Raw genomic sequence first — 16,712 nt, 5'->3', positions numbered from 1 at the left:
AACGGTTGCTCCAAAAAAACCCTTGCGGAGCCAATTCAAGCACTCGCGGAAACTACCAAAGATGAGCGCTTAAAGCAAGCTGACAACGCGCTGAAAAATAACTTGACTTTTATGGGGTCAGCCGCTATTTTTCTCTATTTTTATAAGAGCGTTATGCTTTTGGAAAATAGCGCCTTGAGAATGCCTGCGCTGATATTCGGCCTCCTGCTTTCGATGTGCCCATTCGGAAACGGCCTTTTTAGGCCCTGACCGGTGTTACCGCTCCGAATTAAACCCCAACCTTTCCGGATGGACATAGATGTGTGCGGCTCAAGGTTCATAACGGTTCTGATGACGCCGTAACTAAGGACAAATTATAATGATGCTTGAATTTAGCAAAATGGGAGGGCTTGTTCCTGCGATTGTTCAGGATCACAGCACCGGGGACGTATTGATGCTGGCTTTTATGAACGAAGCTGCTTGGTTGCACACACTGAAAACAGGGAAGGCAACCTTTTGGAGCCGAAGCCGAAACTCCCTTTGGATCAAGGGGGAAACCTCCGGGAATGTTCAACTGGTAAAGGAGATTCGAGTGGACTGCGACAACGACACCGTGCTGCTGAAGGTCGAGCAAGTGGGCGGCGCGGCCTGCCACACCGGTCATCGAAGCTGCTTTTATAAACAAGTGAGCAAGAACGGAGAAATCAAAATTATTGGGGCGCCGTTATTCGACCCCGAGGAGGTATACAAAAAATGACGGACAAATTGAAGCTGGGAATTCCCAAGGGAAGCCTGCAGGATGCAACCATTGAATTATTCAAGCGCTCCGGGTGGAAGATCAATGTCAACGGAAGAAGTTATTTTCCTGAAATAAACGATGATTCGATTGAATGTGCGATCTGCCGCGCGCAGGAAATGAGCCGGTACGTGGAAAACGGCACGCTGGACGCGGGCCTTACCGGAAAAGACTGGATCGCCGAAAACTGCTCCGACGTTCAGGTGGTGTCCGATCTGGTCTATTCCAAGGTGAGCGCCCGGCCCGCCCGCTGGATTCTGGCGGTTCCTTATGATTCATCCATAAAAACACTGGAAGATCTAAACGGTAAAAAAATCGCCACGGAACTCGTCGGATTCACCAAACGATATTTCGAGGAAAGAAACATTCAGGTCGATGTCGAGTTTTCCTGGGGCGCCACCGAAGCCAAGGTCGTCTCGGGTCTGGCGGACGCCATCGTGGAAGTCACCGAAACCGGCAGCACCATCAAAGCACACGGCCTTAAAATCATTAAAGAATTGATGCAGACCAACACGCAGCTCATCGCCAATCACACGGTCTGGAAAAACACGGTAAAAAGGGAAAAGATCGAGCAAATCGCCCTGTTGTTAAAAGGCGCGCTTTTGGGCGACAAACTCGTCGGGATCAAAATGAATGTTCCCCAAAACAAGCTGGAAGGCGTGATCGCCCTGCTGCCGAGCCTCAATGCGCCCACCATCGCGCACCTGTATCAGAGCGACTGGTTGTCCGTGGAAACCGTGGTGGAAACCCATGTCGTGCGGGATCTGATTCCGATGCTGTTGAAAACCGGGGCGGAAGGCATTATTGAATATCCGCTCAACAAGGTCGTATAATCCGAATGGTCCGGCAGTGAGAATGGAACAAAACGACACCTTCAAGAGGATAGGCTTTAAATGATCGCCAAACGCGCCGAAGATATTCCGCCGTTCATTGTCATGGATATCCTTGAAAAGGCTCAGGCCATGGAGCGAAAGGGAATTCGTGTCATTCACCTGGAAGTCGGGGAGCCGGACTTTGACACACCTTCGTGCATCAACGAGGCCGCCATTCGGGCACTGGCCGACGGACAGACCCATTACACGCACAGCATGGGTATTCTCGAGTTGCGCGAAGCCATTTGCGCGCACTACCATCGAACCTACGGCGTCAGCGTCAGCCCGGACCAGATCATTGTCGGCAACGGTACCTCTCCGCTGTTTTTCCTCATTCTTTCCGCACTCCTGGAAGTGGGCGATGAGGTCATTCTATCGGACCCCCACTACTGTTGTTACCCGAATTTCATCAATTTTCTGGGGGGAAAGCCGGTCACGGTTCCCGTGTATGAAGCGGATGCGTTTCAATTCAGGGCCAAGGCCATTTCAGAAAAAATCACCGACCGGACCCGGGCCATTCTCATCAACTCACCCTCGAATCCCACGGGAAACCTGTTGTCCGAAAGCCGAATGAAGGCGATTGCCGCTTTTTCACCCTATATTATTTCGGATGAAATCTACCACGGCCTGGTGTATGAGGGCGATGCGCACTCTATTTTGGAATTTACGGACCAGGCCTTTGTGTTAAACGGGTTTTCCAAGCTTCACGCCATGACCGGCTGGCGCCTGGGATATGTGATTTCCCCTCCGGAATTTGTCCGGCCCCTGCAGAAGATCAATCAGAACTTTTTCATCTCCGCCAACACCATGACGCAATGGGCCGGCATTGCCGCGCTGACCGAAGCCGACGCGGATATTCGGCAAATGAAAGAAACCTACAATCAGCGACGCCGCTTCATGATCGATCGGCTCAAAAAAATGGGCTTCGGCATCACCGTTGAGCCCACGGGCGCTTTTTATGTGTTCGCCAATGCCAAACGGTTTTCCCGGGATTCGGTTCAACTGTCCCTTGATATCCTCGAAAAGGCCCATGTGGCGGTTACACCAGGCATTGCGTTCGGGAAAAACGGCGAGGGCTATATCCGGTTTTGTTATGCCAATTCCATCGAAAATATCGGCGAGGGAATGGATCGGCTCGAGACCTATTTAACTAATTTATCATAATGATAATATGGTGACGCCGCCTTGCAGATTCACCACAATGGCCCCGTGCAGGCGTTAGGCCTTTTCGATAACCCCTTTATCAGAACCATGCGCAATAACAAGCATGTATCATTGGAGAAGGTCGTTGGCCGCCAAGCGGTCCAGCCGCCCAGCTTCCGGCTTTGCCGGGTTAGGTGTCTATCGATGATTATTTCATCCGCAGAATTTATCACCAGTGCCGTCAAGCCGGAGCAATATCCGCCCCCGGCGCATTCGGAAATCGCTTTTTGCGGGCGCTCCAATGTCGGAAAATCCTCTTTGATCAACACCCTGGTGAATCGGAAACATCTGGTAAAAACCAGCCGTACGCCGGGTCGTACGCAGTTGATTAATTTTTTTCTGATCAACCAGGCCCTGTCTTTCGTGGATTTGCCCGGATTCGGATATGCCAGGGTGCCCGCGGCAGTTCAAAAGGAGTGGGGACCGATGATCGAGACCTATCTGACCTCCCGGGAAAATCTGAGGGGCGTTGTCAGCCTTCTGGATATTCGCCGAATACCCGGCCGGGAGGAACAGGATCTTATGAACTGGCTTGCCGCTTACCAGATTCCCAGTATCTGGATCCTGACAAAAGCGGACAAATTGTCAAAAACAAAACAAGGCAAACAATTGCCGGCCATCAGCCGCGAGATCGGACTGCCGCAGGAAAATCTGATTCTGTTCTCCGCCAAAACCCGTCAGGGCCGCGATGCGGTTTGGGAAAAAATTAATGCGTTATGCTTGTCCGCTTAACGGGTCAAGCCTGAGCAACCACCTTGAGTTAAGGATCCTATGAACGATACGAAACCATTCAAATCCGGGTTCGTGGCGATTGTCGGAGCGCCCAATACGGGCAAATCGACGTTGATGAACCGCATGCTGGGAGAGAAAATATCCATCACCAGCGCCAAGCCGCAAACGACCCGAAACCGGATTCTCGGCGTGATTCACCGGCCCGACGCACAGCTTGTTTTGCTGGATACCCCCGGAATTCATCAGGCCAAAGAACCCCTTAATGTTCGCATCGTGGATGAGGCGGTGTCCGCCATGGCCGATGCGGATGTGCTCTTGCTGCTGCTGGACGCGGATCACCCGGACGAAACGTCCGAAACGCTACTGTTAAAAAAAATCACCGCTCTTTCCGTCCCGGTCATTCTCGCCATCAACAAAGTGGAGCTCATCACCAAGGAAGCGCTGCTGGCCTTAATCGACAAATGGGCCAAGACCTTTGATTTTAAGGCGGTGGTACCGATTTCGGCCGCCACCGGGGATCAGGTGGATCGGTTGCTGAATGAGATGGAAGCGCTCATGCCCTGGGGGCCGCCCTTTTTCCCTGAGGATACGCTCACGGATCTGCCCCAGCGCTTTATCGTCGCTGAAATTATTCGGGAAAAGGTGTTTCGGCTCACGGGTCAGGAAATCCCTTACGCCACGGCCGTTACGGTCGATTCCTACAAGGTAAAAGGCGGCGGGAAAATCGTTCACATCAACGCCACCATTCATCTCGAGCGTGATTCCCAGAAAGGGATCATCATCGGTAAGCAGGGACAAAAGCTGAAAAAAATCGGAGAAGACGCACGCCTGGAAATCGAGCGCATGATTGAAACCCGTGTATTTTTAAAACTCTTTGTGCGCGTCCAGAAAAACTGGAGCCGCGACACCAAGGCCCTGAGGCGGTTCGGATACGGATGATTCTCTCTTTTCACCCCCTGATCATCAAAGACGAAAACCGGTTATGCGCGGGCCGGCAGCCCAATGCGGAAGACCTATCCGCCATCAAAGCCGCCGATGCGGTCATTCTTCCCCAGGGCTGCTATCGCGCGCTTTACGATATGGCCCGCAACAACTGCCGCCATGTTTTTCCGGATTATAGCGCCCGGTTTGACTTTCCGGGGAAAACCGGGCAGGCGCGGTTATTTCAAAAAACCGGGGTGGCCCATCCCGCAACAGAAATCTTTTTGAATGTGGCCGAGTTTAAACAAATGTCCACACCCCCACCCCGTGCCTATCCCCTCGTATTCAAATTCGACTGGGGCGGCGAAGGCGAGGGCGTCTTTCTCATCGAATCCGAAAGGGCCATGGAACCGGCGCTCTCCAGAGCCGAAGCCTTTGAGAAGACCGGCCAAAGGGGATTTGTGCTGCAAGCTTATATTCCCACAGCAGGCAGATCCCTGCGGGTCGTCGTCATCGGCAACCGCCTCATCTCCTATTGGCGCGTCATGCCGGACAAATCCGCTTTTGGCACCGGTGTATCGGCCGGCGCCCGAATCGATCCGAAAACGACCCCCGAGCTTCAAACCATCGCAAAGGATGCCGTGGCGGACTTTTGCCGCAAAACCGGTATCAACCTGGCCGGCTTCGATATTCTCTTTTGCGCCGACAATGCGGGCCGAATGGATGCCACACCGCTTTTCCTTGAAATCAATTATTTTTTCGGCCGCCGGGGGCTGGGGGGATCTGAGGCCTATTACCCATTGTTTCACGATGCGGTGGAAAAATGGCTTCAATCACTGCCGGGCACATAAGAAAAGGGAACAATGGACTTTGATTTAAACGACTGGGACGATGACGCCATTCGCGCCGAGCGCCAAAAGGCCCGGGAACTTCGCCAATCCCAGTGGTGGAAGCGAAAACTTGCCAAAGGCGAATGTCATTATTGCAAAAAACCGACGCCGCCCAAAGAACTCACCATGGATCATCTGGTTCCCCTTGCCCGCGGCGGCCGATCCACCAAGGGAAACGTGGTACCCTGTTGCAAGGAATGCAACACTCAAAAAAAACAACTTCTCCCCACGGAGTGGGCCGAGTATTTGGCGAAACTCGAATAACCTTTTACGGGTGTTCAAGGTGTTTTAGGTGAGCCAAAACCAGCTTGATTTCACCGTAGGAACACTCATCGCCGAGGGCCGTTTTGAGCTCCTTTAATGAATTTCCCGGCATATCGGCGATCTTTTGCGTTATGGTTTGCCGCTTTTCATTCGTCAGCAGTCTGTCGATGTTAAGCTCACCCCTGGACACGAAATAGGCCAGATGACCTTCGATTGTGGCGACTGCCAGTTGCCGCCGGGCGGCTATTTCGCTTAGGCTTAACCCTTGTTCGAACAATTGGAGGCTGACCTTTTTGGTGTCTTCTTTCACCTTGGATTCTGCTTTAGGCGCCGTTTCAGCCATAATGGCGGCCGGTTCGGGCAGGGAGACCTTCTCGATCCGGTGTTTCCGGCGATACTCGGCGACCATGGCCGTAAGTTCTTGACCGTATTTTTCGGCCAGACGCGGACCGATGCCCTTGATCTTTTTCAAAGCGGAAATAGCGTCGGGAAGATGGATCGCGATCTGCACCAGGGTTTTTTGGTGCAAGATCTGAAATGGCGGAACCCCTTCCCCGGTTGCCTTGTGCTTGCGCCATTCCCGCAGATTGTCGAAGAGTTCCGGGTGCCCGACGTCCGCCTCGGAATAGAGGATGGTTTCGGCTTTTGGTTTGATCTCGCCCGCATCGATAGCCGCGACCGAAAGCGCCCGAAGATACCGCTCCGTTGAAAACCCGTCCTGTAAGGACCGCACCGCGGCCAGCTTCACGGCGGTTTGCTCTCTGAGTTGCTTGACGGTGTCGTTGATTTTCTTGCGAAGGTCCTTGTTGTCCGTTTCTGCCGAGAAGGTCTCAAGATAGGGGCATAAAATTACCGCAAATTTTTCCTGAAAATAACCGGAAGCCTTGCAAAGCCTTTCCCGAATGGCCGAATCTTCGGCCGGTTGGCGCGCATCGGCGAACATTCCCTGCAACTGCCGCTTGAACTTTTCACCGACAGCACAGATTTCCGCCGTCGTCCGCTGCCGAATATTCAAAATATCGTCTTTGCCCGCAACCTGAATCACGCCGGCATTGCCGCGAAGAAGCCCCGTCAACCGGCCAAGCAGCCAGTCCAGTCGCTCAAAGCTGAAACACTCCAGCATAAGCTGCTGCTGATAAAGGCTTTTCGCAGCGGCCACCTTTTCCGGTGACGGGGTATTGTTTTCCGCCTCTGCCACGAAGCGCCGAATGGCGGGGTCGGTTTTCACGGCCAGCGGTGTCAGCGGGGAGCTGAGCACCATTCCCTCGAAATTTCGACAGCGGCTCAAGGCCACGTATACCTGACCATGGGCAAAGGCGGCCCGGGCGTCAATAATCGCTTTATCAAAAGTGAGTCCCTGGCTTTTGTGAATGGTGATGGCCCAGGCCAGTTTCAGGGGGTATTGGCTGAAGGTGCCGATGACCTTTTGTGAAATCTCGGCGGTTTTCGAATCGACGGTGTACTCGATGTTCTCCCAGGTGGTTTTCTCGACCGTGATTTTATCCGAATCTTCCGGGCATCGGACCTCAATGGTATCGCCCCACATGCCGGTGATTTTGCCGATTCTGCCGTTGAAATAGCGTTTCTCGGCCGACATGTCATTGCGGACGAACATCACCTGTGCCCCGATTTTTAATTCAAGTCCGGCCGCGGTCGGATAGGCAAACTCCGGAAAGTCCCCGCCCAGTTCGGCGTCAAAAAAGCGGCTTTTGCCGGGCAGGGATTTTAACTTGGTGTGGTTAATGGCATCCGCGCCGCTGTTGTGGGTACAAAGGGTGATGTATCCGTCCCCGTCCCGGGGCGAAAAATCCGGAATATGACGGGAATTGATCCGCTGCAGGGTGGGCGGGTCAAGCCGGTTGTTGCGAACGCAATTGAGCAGTTCAATAAACTGAGGGTCCGACTGCCGAAAGACGTGTTTTAGCTCGATGGGAATCAGTTCGGTCCGGCCGAGGGCAGTGCTGCTGAAAAAATACGGGGAATCGTAATAGGGTTGCAGGAGCTGCCATTCCGTATTTTTCACCACCGGCGGAAGCTGGTGCAGGTCACCGATCATCAACAATTGCACCCCGCCGAAAGGCAGATCATTCCGGCGGCAGCGTCTAAGAACGCTGTCCACCCCGTCAAGCAGATCTGCTCGGACCATGCTGATTTCATCGATAACCAGAAGATCAAGGCTTCTGATGATATTTTGTTTCTCCCGCCGGAGCCTGTGCCGACCGGTATGCGCTTCACTGCCGGGGACAAAGGGACCAAACGGCATCTGAAAAAAGGAATGCAGGGTGACGCCGCCGGCATTGATGGCCGCGACACCGGTCGGAGCCGTTACCACCAACCGTTTATGCGTTTTTTTTTGAATGGAATGGAGAAAGGTGGTTTTGCCGGTGCCGGCTTTGCCGGTCAGAAAGATATGGCAGTTGGTATGCTGGACAAATTCTTCGGCGATCCGGAGTTCGGGAGTCGGGATGTCCATTTCATTCAAACGCTTTTGGTTGCCCGGTTCATGACTTGAGAAAAATACGCAGCCCTGCCGAAAATATTCTCAATCTTCATGGATAGTAATTCGCTTTTTGTCAATGAAAAAACGGAACGGGCTTTCTCGCTAAAGGAAATGTAAGATTGGCCGATATGAGACTTAGCCAATTATTTTATTTAGGAGGGACTGCATGGAAATCGTTATCGGGGCTACTCAGCGGCTTGACTTGCAAGGAAAAAGACCGGAGGCCAAGGAAAATGTCATAGAAGCAAAGGTGCTCAATGCTCGGCCTCCCAGAAGACGTCCGTCCGGAAACAGACCGGTGGAGCGGCGTCATGGCCAGCCGGCCTATGATCCGGCGGCCGGGCGGGTGTTGGTACTGCTCGTGCCGGAAGGGTACGCTATCCCCCAGGATATTGATTCCGGTAATTACCGGGTATTTCTCAGATTTACCCCTAAAAGAAAATAGGGGGGTGTTTCTGGTTTGACAGATCGGGAAGTGGTAGCATATATATCGAGAAACCTATTCGAATGATGTTAAAGCCGTCGCATGACCTAACCGTGCGTGTGTTGAAGGATGTATATCCATGACCTCGACCGAGGAGAGGAAGTTGCCAAATCCTGAAAAACGGTTGGCCCCGAGAATACCCTTGTCCATGGCGGTCAATTACGCCGCTCAAGGGGAAGCCTACGAGGATTTTGTTCAGGATATCAGCGCCGGCGGTATTTTTATCGAAACGCAGATTCACTTTGTGCTGGGTCAATCGCTCGCCATTACCCTGCCACTGCCGGGTCATCAGCACTTCATTCAGGTTACCGGTGAAGTAGTCCGTCAAACGCCGCATGGCATCGGTGTCAGGTTTAATAAAACCGTTCGAGAGCTTCTTGCTGAACCATCGTTCCCGGATTTTAACTGATTGTGCTTTTCTTTCGGCTCATAACCCCATGAAATGGATTGAAGCAAAGGCATTGTTCAGATCTTCGGATCGCCGTCTGGCAACAGAGATTCTTGCCAGCGCCTATTACGATGCGGGCATTAAAGGGGTTGTCATCGAAGGGCCGGATGAGGCGCCGGTCGAGGGCTGGGCGCCGGATATTCCGGAACCGTCAAAACCCGATGCCGTTATCGGGTACATTCCTCAAAACGACACCACCGTCGAAATCTGCCGGGATCTTGAAAATCGCCTTTCACGCATCGGCGCATGCCATGATATCGCCATTGAGATTCGCTATAAGGATCTGGACAAGGAAGACTGGGCCGAATCCTGGAAGGCATTTTTCTGGCCGAGCAAAATCAGCCGGCGCATCGTCGTCAAGCCGACCTGGCGTGACTATTCGCCCCAACCCGGCGAAATCATCATTCTGCTGGATCCGGGAATGGCCTTTGGCACCGGAACGCACCCCACTACGTCTCTTTGTGTTCACCTGATCGAAACGTATCTGAAAGAGGGAGATTCTTTTCTGGATATCGGCACCGGGTCGGGTCTTCTGCTGATCGCAGCGGCAAAACTGGGCGCAGCGCATGCCCTGGGAATTGACAACGATGCCGTCGCCGTGACGGTGGCCAATGAAAACATAGAAAGAAACGGGCTCGACAGGAATCTATTCCATGCAGCCTCCGGCGATTTGGCCAACGGACTGGCAAACCGTTTCAGCCTGGTGGCGGCCAACATCCTTTCGGAAGTGATTCTTGTCCTTCTGGACCATCTTTCCCGGGTAATCCTGCCCGGCGGAATCTTCATCTGCTCGGGCATCATTGAAAAAAACGGCCCGGCCGTGGTGGATAAAATGAAGCGGATCGGCTTTGAGATTTTAACGGAGCAACGGCAAGAGGGCTGGGTGGCCATTGCCGGAAAATACAATAGGGTGACCGAATGAACCGGGACGCCATGATGCTTCAAATTTCCGATTCAAGCATTCTGTGGGACGTGGCTGTGATCGGCGGCGGCGCCACCGGCCTCGGGGTGGCGGTTGAAGCGGCGGCCAGAGGATACCGCACCGTGTTGCTGGAGCAGGGTGATTTTGCGCAGGGCACTTCGAGCCGCAGCACCAAACTCATTCACGGTGGCGTGCGATATCTGCAACAGGGGAATATTTCTCTCGTACTTGAAGCGCTTCACGAACGGGGGCTGCTGCTTCGAAACGCCCCGCACCTGGTGCGCCACCAAGCCTTTATCGTGCCCAATTACGAGTGGTGGGAAGGACCCTTTTACGGCATCGGGTTGAAATTTTACGATATGCTGGCCGGGAAATTGGGGCTGGGCCCTTCGCGGCATCTTACCCGGGAAGAGACCCTGGAACGAATTCCCACGCTGGAGCCCAAGGGGCTTCGCGGCGGAATTATCTATTACGACGGGCAATTTGACGATGCCCGGTTAGCGATCATGTTAGCCCGAACGCTGGTCGATTTGGGCGGATGCGGGGCGAATTATGTGCGGGTAACGGGGCTTCTGAAAAAAGAGGGCATGGTGCGCGGCGTGACGGCCGTTGATGGCGAAACCGGCGCCACTTACGATATTTCAGCCCGGGTGGTTGTCAATGCCACCGGGATTTTCGTGGATGACATTCGAAAAATGGATTTGCCTGATACCGGATTGCTGGTATCCCCGAGCCAGGGCATCCATATCGTGCTAGACCGTTATTTTCTGCCGGGCGATTCGGCGATCATGGTGCCGCATACGGATGACGGCCGGGTCTTGTTCGCCGTTCCCTGGCAGGATGTGGTCATCGTCGGTACGACCGACACGGCAATTTCAAAACCAACGCTGTCACCCAGAGCCTTTCCGGAAGAAATCGATTTTCTACTGAGCCATGCGGCAAGATATTTGTCCAAGGACCCGGCTGCGGAAGATGTTCGAAGTGTGTTCGCCGGCATTCGGCCCCTTATTGAGAACACCGGCAGGGAAAAAACCGCCGTGATTTCCCGGGAGCACCAGGTGCTGGTGTCCCGGACAGGTCTCGTTACCATTGCCGGCGGAAAATGGACCACGTATCGCAAAATGGGCCAGGATGCCGTGGACATGGCCGCTACCATCGGCAGACTTGAGCAACGGCCGTCTCGCACCGAAACCCTGCGGCTTCACGGGTGGACCGATACGCCGGGAAAAAACAGCCCCTATGTCAGTTACGGCACGGATGCCGTGGCACTGATGACACTTTCCCGGTCCTTGCCCGAACTGGAAGAAGGGATTCATCCGAATTTGCCTTACCGGTATATTGAAGTTTTATGGGCCATACGATATGAAATGGCGAGAACGCTTGCCGATGTGCTCTCCAGGCGGCTTCGGGCGTTGATTCTCGATGCGCGCGCCGCCATGGCTGCGGCGCCCAAGGTCGCAGCGTTTATGGCCCGTGAGCTGGGGTGGGACAAGGAGTTTGAAGCGGAACAGGTCACATCGTTTTGTGAGTTGGCCGCAGTATATCTTATTACAGACGCTACAGACTAGAAAGGAATTCTTAACATGAAAAGATGTGTCATCGCTTTTGTGCTTTGGTTGTCGATCGCCTCTCTCGCTGTTGCGGAATCCAAATTGCCCCAGGTCCGGCTGGAAACGAACAAGGGGGCCATTACCCTTGAACTCAACCGCGACAAGGCCCCCAAGACCGTGGAAAATTTTTTATCCTACGTTGAAAGCGGGTTTTATAACGGCACCATCTTTCACCGGGTCATCAAAGGCTTTATGATTCAGGGCGGCGGGTTTACGCCGGATATGGCCCAAAAAGACACGCGAGGTCCCGTGAACAATGAGGCCGATAACGGCCTTTCCAACAGTCGGGGCACCATCGCAATGGCCCGCACCAATGATCCGCACTCGGCAACGGCCCAGTTTTTTATTAATGCCAAGAACAATCCGTTCCTGAATCATACGGCAAAATCCGAGAGCGGGTGGGGGTATTGCGTGTTCGGCAAGGTTGTGCAAGGCATGGATGTGGTGGATGCCATTGAAATGGTGGAGACCGGCAGCCAGGATGTGCCGACAACGCCGGTCGTCATTACACATGCCGTGGTCTTAAAATGAGAAAATTGCGCCGCCTCGGGCAAAGGGGGAAGGAAGATGGAAACGACCAAAACCGATTTTTCTCTGATCGATCGACCTGAAATTTTGCAGATTCTGTTTCACCCCAGGAGCAGTGCCTCGGGAGAGAAACCGGCAAGTGGTGCGGCCGTCTTGCAGCAGATTCCGGTTGGTGAAGCGATTGAAATCGGCGCTTGTTTTCACATGAAGGACCGGGTTTCTCCCAATATTCTCTTTTTTCACGGGAACGGCGAAATCGTTGCGGATTATGATGATCTGGGACCGATTTACAACCAATTGGGAATTAATTTTCTGGCGGTGGATTACCGGGGGTACGGCACCTCAACCGGGCGGCCCACGGTGGCAGCCATGATGGCAGACTGCCACAAAATTTTTCATTTCGTCAAAACCTGGCTTTCGGCAAACGGATACATCGGGCCGTTGCTGGTGATGGGCCGGTCCCTCGGCAGCGCGTCCGCGCTCGAGCTTGCCGCGACGCATTCGAATGACATCAGCGGGCTGATCATCGAAAGCGGCTTTGCGTATGTGGGGCCGTTGTTGGCGCTGCTGGGCGCGCCGCCCGAGGTTACAGCCGATGAAGATGCCCTCGGGTTTAGAAATTTAGGCAAAATAAAGCTGTTTACCAAACCGGCATTGATTATTCACGCCGAATTGGACCATATTATCCCCTTTGCCGACGGCCGGGCGCTTTACGATGCCTCCGGGTCGCAGGAAAAAACCTTTTTGAAAATCCCCGGCGCCAATCACAATGATATCTTTGCCAGGGCCTTGTCGGAGTACATGACGGCGGTGGCGAATCTGGCCTATAAAACCATGCCCGGGTCCGCAGTGCGGTAACCTGTTCCGGCTGTTGCCGCATTCTTCCCGCAACCGAAACAGTCTTCGCGACGGGCCATCTTCGTTTCAATTCACGGCTGCCGATTGACGCTTTGATATGGGTCGACATTGACATTCAAATGAAATTCACTATTATGGGGACGGTATCGGGCTGTAGGCGGCCCGATTTTTTTATGCCGTAAAGGCGTATCCATTGGTAAAAATTCCGGGTGATCGGAATTTCAAGATCGTGGCCATTCGATAGAATTTGACAGAATCAAGAGGATGTAGTGGATCGACACAACAAAGAACAAATTGATCAGCGCCGGACATTCGGCATCATCAGTCACCCGGATGCCGGAAAAACCACGCTGACCGAAAAATTGCTCCTTTTTGGCGGCGCCATTCAGATGGCCGGCGCGGTAAAGGCCCGAAAAGCCGCCCGCCACGCCCGAAGCGACTGGATGAGCATTGAAAAGGAGCGCGGCATTTCCGTGACCTCATCGGTCATGAAATTTACCCACCAGGGCTATGAAATCAATCTCCTGGACACGCCGGGCCACGAGGATTTTTCAGAGGACACCTACCGGGTGCTCACCGCCGTGGACAGCGCCCTGATGGTCATCGACAGTGCCAAGGGCGTTGAGCCGCAGACCGAAAAACTCATGGCGGTTTGCCGAATGCGAAATACGCCGATCATTACGTTTATCAACAAGATGGACCGTGAAGGGCTTTTGCCGCTGGATGTGCTGGGCGACATTGAAGAAAAGCTTCAGATCGAATGCGCGCCCATGACCTGGCCCATTGGTGCGGGCAAGCGCTTCAAGGGCGTTTATAACCTGTATGAAAGCCAGCTTCAGCTTTTTACCGCCGGCCGCGAAACCGTCTCCCATGACACGATCCTCATCAAGGATATTCATGATTCCCGGCTGGATGAGATTCTCGGCACTCAGGCGCGTGAGCTTCGCGACGATATCTCGCTGCTGGAAGGGGCCGCCAATCCCTTTGAGATGACTGATTTTTTGAAAGGCAGCCAGACGCCCGTTTTTTTCGGCAGTGCGGTAAACAACTTCGGCGTCAAGGAGCTTCTGGACGCGCTGGTTGCGATGGCGCCCGGCCCGGGGCCGCGACCCGCGGACACCCGGATCGTATCCCCCTATGAGTCCGACTTTTCGGGATTTGCATTCAAAATTCAGGCCAACATGGATCCGGCACACCGGGATAGAATCGCCTTTATCCGCATCTGTTCCGGAAAATTTGTCCGGGGAATGAAAGTGCGCCATCACCGTATCGGCAAAGAGATCTCGCTCGCCAACGCCACGATTTTCATGGCGCAGGATCGCACCCATGTGGAGGAGGCGTTTCCGGGAGATATCATCGGCATTCATAATCACGGCACCATCAAGATCGGGGATACCTTTTCTGAAAAAGAACCGATCAAATTTACCGGTATCCCCAACTTCGCGCCCGAGCATTTCCGGCGCGTGTGGCTGAGAAATCCGTTAAAGAGCAAACAGCTTCACAAGGGCCTGATTCAACTGGCCGAAGAGGGCGCAATTCAGGTTTTTCGCCCCCTGACCGGCAGTGATTATATTCTCGGCGCCGTCGGGGTGTTGCAGTTCGAGGTCACAATGGCCCGGCTAAAGGATGAATACGGCGTCGATGCGGTCTATGAACCGGTGGAATTGGCCACGGCCCGATGGGTGGATGCAAAAGACGCCAAGCGGTTAAAGGAGTTTGAACGGAAAAACCAAAACGCTCTGACCCGGGATGCCGAAGGAAACCTGGCCTTTTTGGCGGCCAGCGAATGGCGGCTCGAACACACCATGGAGCAATGGCCGGAAATCGACTTTTATAAAACCCGGGAATTTGCCTGATGCACCAAAAATCAAAGGAACGGGTAACGGACAGCGCATGGTACTGATCAACCTGCAGAATGTCTCCTACGGGTTCGGCGGTGTGCAACTGCTGGAACAGTTGAATTTGCAAATTAACAAGGGGGACCGGATTTGTTTGTTGGGCCGAAACGGCGAGGGGAAGTCCACGCTGATGAAGCTGATCTGCGGGGAGGTATTGCCGGATGGCGGGGAAGTGATTCGTCCAAAAGGGATTCGAATGGCGCGATTGCCCCAGGAGGTGCCCCAGCTCATGGCGGGAACGGTTTTTGACCTGATATCCCGCAATGATACCGAAATCGGCGGATTCGGCGGGGAGCCACCCGAGCCTCACCGGGTCAATGCAGTCTTGACGCAGTTTCAATTGCCGCCCCAGGCACCTTGCGAGTCGTTATCCGCCGGCCAAAAGCGGCAGGCCTTGCTGGCCCGCGCGTTTGCGCGAAAACCGGACCTGTTGCTGCTCGATGAGCCCACCAACCACCTGGATATCACCGCGATCGAACGGCTGGAAAACGATCTGCTGCGAATGGGAACCACCCTGGTGCTGGTGACCCATGATCGCGCTTTTTTGCAGAAACTGGCGACCGCCATTGTGGATATCGACCGGGGGCAAGCCGTTCGCTGGAACTGCGATTATGCCACCTATTTACGGCGAAAAGAAGAGGCCCTTCAAACCGAGGCGGATCACGCCGCAAAGTTCGACAAAAAACTGTCTCAGGAAGAAGCCTGGATTCGCCAGGGAGTAAAGGCCCGCCGAACGCGCAATGAGGGCCGGGTGCGCGCTCTCGCGAAGTTGCGGGAGATTCGAAAAGCACGGCGCGAGCGGACCGGCGATGTCACCATGACCGCGCAAACGGCCGAGAGATCCGGAAAACTGGTGATCGAGGCAACGGATATTAGCTACGCGTACTTGGGCCGACCCATTATTCACCGGTTTTCAACCACCATTTTGCGCGGCGATCGGGTGGGCATCATGGGGCCCAATGGGGCCGGCAAAACCACCTTGCTGAGCTTGCTGCTCGGCCGGCTGGTACCTGCAGAGGGGCATGTGCGACACGGCACCGGGCTTGAAATTGCGTATTTTGATCAGCTTCGCGGCCAGTTGGATGAGGACAAAACCGTTCGGCAAAACGTCGCCGACGGCAATGACACCATTGAGGTAAACGGCCGAAGACGGCATGTGATCGGATACTTGAAAGATTTTCTTTTTGCGCCGGACCGGGCCAACAGCCCGGTGCGCGTGTTATCCGGCGGTGAGCGCAACCGGCTGCTGCTGGCCAAGCTGTTTGCCCGCCCGTCCAATGTCCTGGTGCTCGATGAGCCCACCAACGATCTGGACGCCGAAACCCTTGAGCTGCTCGAAGAAGTCCTGCTTGACTATACGGGCACCGTTTTAATGGTCAGCCACGATCGAAGTTTTCTCAATAATGTGGTGACCAGCACCCTCGTGTTTGAGGTGGACGGCCATATTGGTGAATACGTCGGCGGCTATGACGACTGGCTGCGTCAACGGGCCGTGCCGGTGCCGCCAAAGTCCAAAAAAGCCGAGATCGATGCCCCTGCCCCTCGGCTCCGAACGGAAAAAAAGCGAAAACTGAGCTTTAATGAACAGCGGGAACTGCTCACGCTTCCCGGAGAGATTGAAGCCATGGAAGCCGAACAAAAGGCGCTTTTTGCCGCCATGGCAGCCCCTGATTTTTATCGCCGGGAAGCCGGCGCCATCGCCGCCGCCAAAAACCGTCTGGCCGAATTGGAAACCGCTCTGGCGGCCGCCTATGAAAGGTGGACGGCCCTTGAAATCCTTCAGGAAGAATTGAATGGATGAAAGCAG

Annotated in this window: 16 protein-coding genes; 15 read left to right on the top strand and 1 reads right to left on the bottom strand. The window is 54.1% G+C overall.

What is annotated here, in order from left to right; genetic code table 11:
• The first annotated feature begins 355 nt into the window (after window positions 1-355).
• The 7 genes from hisI to RBT11_03095 all read left to right on the top strand — a co-directional run bounded on the left by hisI (window position 356) and on the right by RBT11_03095 (window position 5,657).
• Window positions 356-736: a phosphoribosyl-AMP cyclohydrolase gene (gene hisI / locus RBT11_03125; GenBank protein ID MDX9785745.1), complete on the top strand. Its 381-nt coding sequence runs from the start codon at window positions 356-358 to the stop codon at window positions 734-736.
• Window positions 733-1,608 (top strand): ATP phosphoribosyltransferase, encoded by an 876-nt coding sequence (gene hisG / locus RBT11_03120; GenBank protein ID MDX9785744.1) that lies wholly within the window; start codon window positions 733-735, stop codon window positions 1,606-1,608. The genes hisI and hisG overlap by 4 nt, the downstream gene beginning before the upstream one ends.
• A gap of 60 nt (window positions 1,609-1,668) precedes the next feature.
• Entirely contained in the window at window positions 1,669-2,811 is a 1,143-nt protein-coding gene (locus RBT11_03115; GenBank protein MDX9785743.1) for a pyridoxal phosphate-dependent aminotransferase, read from the top strand.
• Window positions 2,812-2,994: 183 nt separating this feature from the next.
• Window positions 2,995-3,582, top strand: a complete 588-nt coding sequence (gene yihA / locus RBT11_03110) for a ribosome biogenesis GTP-binding protein YihA/YsxC (GenBank protein MDX9785742.1) — start codon at window positions 2,995-2,997, stop codon at window positions 3,580-3,582.
• A gap of 39 nt (window positions 3,583-3,621) precedes the next feature.
• Entirely contained in the window at window positions 3,622-4,521 is a 900-nt protein-coding gene (gene era, locus RBT11_03105) for a GTPase Era (GenBank protein ID MDX9785741.1), read from the top strand.
• Window positions 4,518-5,354 carry a hypothetical protein gene (locus tag RBT11_03100; protein MDX9785740.1) on the top strand — a complete coding sequence of 279 codons (837 nt, stop codon included), beginning with the start codon at window positions 4,518-4,520 and terminating at the stop codon, window positions 5,352-5,354. Before era ends, RBT11_03100 begins: the two co-directional genes overlap by 4 nt.
• Before the next feature lie 12 nt (window positions 5,355-5,366).
• Window positions 5,367-5,657, top strand: coding sequence for an HNH endonuclease (locus tag RBT11_03095; protein MDX9785739.1), 291 nt, complete (start codon window positions 5,367-5,369; stop codon window positions 5,655-5,657).
• A 4-nt stretch (window positions 5,658-5,661) separates the two neighbouring features.
• On the opposite strand, the gene RBT11_03090 is transcribed toward RBT11_03095, so the two are convergent.
• Window positions 5,662-8,130 (bottom strand): helix-turn-helix domain-containing protein, encoded by a 2,469-nt coding sequence (locus RBT11_03090; GenBank protein ID MDX9785738.1) that lies wholly within the window; start codon window positions 8,128-8,130, stop codon window positions 5,662-5,664.
• A 193-nt stretch (window positions 8,131-8,323) separates the two neighbouring features.
• On the opposite strand from RBT11_03090, the gene RBT11_03085 reads away from it, so the two are divergent.
• From RBT11_03085 to RBT11_03050, 8 genes are all read left to right on the top strand, one after another.
• Window positions 8,324-8,602, top strand: a complete 279-nt coding sequence (locus RBT11_03085; GenBank protein MDX9785737.1) for a hypothetical protein — start codon at window positions 8,324-8,326, stop codon at window positions 8,600-8,602.
• Window positions 8,603-8,720: 118 nt separating this feature from the next.
• On the top strand, window positions 8,721-9,050 hold the full coding sequence (locus tag RBT11_03080; GenBank protein MDX9785736.1) for a PilZ domain-containing protein: 330 nt from the start codon (window positions 8,721-8,723) through the stop codon (window positions 9,048-9,050).
• Window positions 9,051-9,078: 28 nt separating this feature from the next.
• Complete coding sequence (prmA, locus tag RBT11_03075; protein ID MDX9785735.1) at window positions 9,079-10,011, top strand: 50S ribosomal protein L11 methyltransferase; 933 nt, start codon at window positions 9,079-9,081, stop codon at window positions 10,009-10,011.
• Window positions 10,008-11,579 (top strand): glycerol-3-phosphate dehydrogenase/oxidase, encoded by a 1,572-nt coding sequence (locus RBT11_03070; protein ID MDX9785734.1) that lies wholly within the window; start codon window positions 10,008-10,010, stop codon window positions 11,577-11,579. The genes prmA and RBT11_03070 overlap by 4 nt, the downstream gene beginning before the upstream one ends.
• Window positions 11,580-11,594: 15 nt before the next feature.
• Window positions 11,595-12,152 (top strand): peptidylprolyl isomerase, encoded by a 558-nt coding sequence (locus RBT11_03065; protein MDX9785733.1) that lies wholly within the window; start codon window positions 11,595-11,597, stop codon window positions 12,150-12,152.
• A 36-nt stretch (window positions 12,153-12,188) separates the two neighbouring features.
• Complete coding sequence (locus RBT11_03060) at window positions 12,189-13,007, top strand: alpha/beta fold hydrolase (GenBank protein MDX9785732.1); 819 nt, start codon at window positions 12,189-12,191, stop codon at window positions 13,005-13,007.
• Window positions 13,008-13,276: 269 nt separating this feature from the next.
• Window positions 13,277-14,863 (top strand): peptide chain release factor 3, encoded by a 1,587-nt coding sequence (locus RBT11_03055; protein ID MDX9785731.1) that lies wholly within the window; start codon window positions 13,277-13,279, stop codon window positions 14,861-14,863.
• Window positions 14,864-14,900: 37 nt separating this feature from the next.
• A complete protein-coding gene (locus RBT11_03050; protein MDX9785730.1) occupies window positions 14,901-16,706 on the top strand; it encodes an ATP-binding cassette domain-containing protein in 1,806 nt (601 codons plus the stop codon).
• The last annotated feature ends 6 nt before the right edge of the window (window positions 16,707-16,712 follow it).

The sequence above is a fragment of the Desulfobacterales bacterium genome (genome assembly GCA_034003325.1).
Classification (GTDB): domain Bacteria; phylum Desulfobacterota; class Desulfobacteria; order Desulfobacterales; family JAFDDL01; genus JAVEYW01.
Note: the sequence above shows the minus strand (reverse complement) of the source record. Positions and strands in the feature narration are given on the sequence as shown.

Bases quoted from the DNA above. Each gene is read 5' to 3' on its own strand.
- hisG (MDX9785744.1), top strand. From the start codon at position 733: ATGACGGACAAATTGAAGCTGGGAATTCCCAAGGGAAGCCTGCAGGAT.
- RBT11_03115 (MDX9785743.1), top strand. From the start codon at position 1,669: ATGATCGCCAAACGCGCCGAAGATATTCCGCCGTTCATTGTCATGGAT.
- yihA (MDX9785742.1), top strand. From the start codon at position 2,995: ATGATTATTTCATCCGCAGAATTTATCACCAGTGCCGTCAAGCCGGAG.
- era (MDX9785741.1), top strand. From the start codon at position 3,622: ATGAACGATACGAAACCATTCAAATCCGGGTTCGTGGCGATTGTCGGA.
- RBT11_03100 (MDX9785740.1), top strand. From the start codon at position 4,518: ATGATTCTCTCTTTTCACCCCCTGATCATCAAAGACGAAAACCGGTTA.
- RBT11_03095 (MDX9785739.1), top strand. From the start codon at position 5,367: ATGGACTTTGATTTAAACGACTGGGACGATGACGCCATTCGCGCCGAG.
- RBT11_03090 (MDX9785738.1), bottom strand. From the start codon at position 8,130: ATGGACATCCCGACTCCCGAACTCCGGATCGCCGAAGAATTTGTCCAG.
- RBT11_03085 (MDX9785737.1), top strand. From the start codon at position 8,324: ATGGAAATCGTTATCGGGGCTACTCAGCGGCTTGACTTGCAAGGAAAA.
- RBT11_03080 (MDX9785736.1), top strand. From the start codon at position 8,721: ATGACCTCGACCGAGGAGAGGAAGTTGCCAAATCCTGAAAAACGGTTG.
- prmA (MDX9785735.1), top strand. From the start codon at position 9,079: ATGAAATGGATTGAAGCAAAGGCATTGTTCAGATCTTCGGATCGCCGT.
- RBT11_03070 (MDX9785734.1), top strand. From the start codon at position 10,008: ATGAACCGGGACGCCATGATGCTTCAAATTTCCGATTCAAGCATTCTG.
- RBT11_03065 (MDX9785733.1), top strand. From the start codon at position 11,595: ATGAAAAGATGTGTCATCGCTTTTGTGCTTTGGTTGTCGATCGCCTCT.
- RBT11_03060 (MDX9785732.1), top strand. From the start codon at position 12,189: ATGGAAACGACCAAAACCGATTTTTCTCTGATCGATCGACCTGAAATT.
- RBT11_03050 (MDX9785730.1), top strand. From the start codon at position 14,901: ATGGTACTGATCAACCTGCAGAATGTCTCCTACGGGTTCGGCGGTGTG.